Genomic DNA, 935 nt, shown 5'->3' with positions numbered 1-935 from the left:
TTCCCGATTCATCAGTGATTGCCCAGGTGCTGAAACATTGTCCGCCGCAACAACTGTTGCAGGCCTATGGTCCGACGGAAGGCACCACCTTTACCACGACATATCCTATTGAGGCGCTGGAAGAGGGTATAACCCGACTCCCCATAGGCCGGCCTATTGCCAATACGCGGGTTTATTTGCTGGATAATCATGGTCAGCCCGTACCGTTGGGGGCAATCGGTGAAATTTATGTGGGGGGAGACGGAGTAGCCTGTGGTTATCTGAATCGGCCTGAATTAACCGCTGAACGGTTCCTTCTCGATCCGTTCAGTAATAGGCCGGATGCGTGCATGTACCGGAGCGGGGATTTAGCCCGTTACCGGCCGGACGGTAATCTGGAATTTCTCGGCCGTAATGACCAGCAGGTGAAAATTCGCGGCTTCCGCATTGAACCGGGGGAAATAGAAGCCCGGCTGGCCGGGCACCCCATGGTGCGTGAATCGGTGGTGCTGGCGCAGGGAGCAGGGCAGGATAAGCGGCTGGTGGCCTATGTGGTCGCGGCAGCGGATGAGGAATTGGTTAACCGCCTGCGCGCTCACCTGAGCGCGGTGTTACCGGATTATATGGTGCCGACAGCCTTTGTGCGTCTGGATGCGTTTCCACTGACACCCAACGGCAAACTGGATCGCCGGGCGCTGCCGGCCCCAGACGGCGAGGACTTTGCCCGGCAAATCTACGAGGCCCCGCAGGGAGAAACAGAAAACGCATTGGCAGCGATTTGGCGTGAATTACTGGGTATTGAGCCGATCAGCCGTCATGACAGTTTCTTTGCATTGGGCGGTCATTCCCTGCTGGCCGTGCGTATGATTGAGCGCCTGCGTCAGCAGGGATTGGCCCTGACAGCGCGAGAGTTGTTCCGGTCGCCGGTATTGTCCGAGCTGGCACAAACAGTGGGG

Annotated in this window: 1 protein-coding gene; it reads left to right on the top strand. The window is 58.0% G+C overall.

Annotation, left to right across the window (positions count from 1 at the left end):
* Window positions 1–935 (top strand): AMP-binding protein (locus Xind_RS19625; RefSeq protein WP_187650953.1); only part of this gene is annotated, 935 nt, incomplete at both ends.

It is taken from the genome of Xenorhabdus indica, from assembly GCF_014467235.1.
In the GTDB taxonomy this organism is placed as follows: Bacteria; Pseudomonadota; Gammaproteobacteria; order Enterobacterales; family Enterobacteriaceae; genus Xenorhabdus; species Xenorhabdus indica.
Note: the sequence above shows the minus strand (reverse complement) of the source record. Positions and strands in the feature narration are given on the sequence as shown.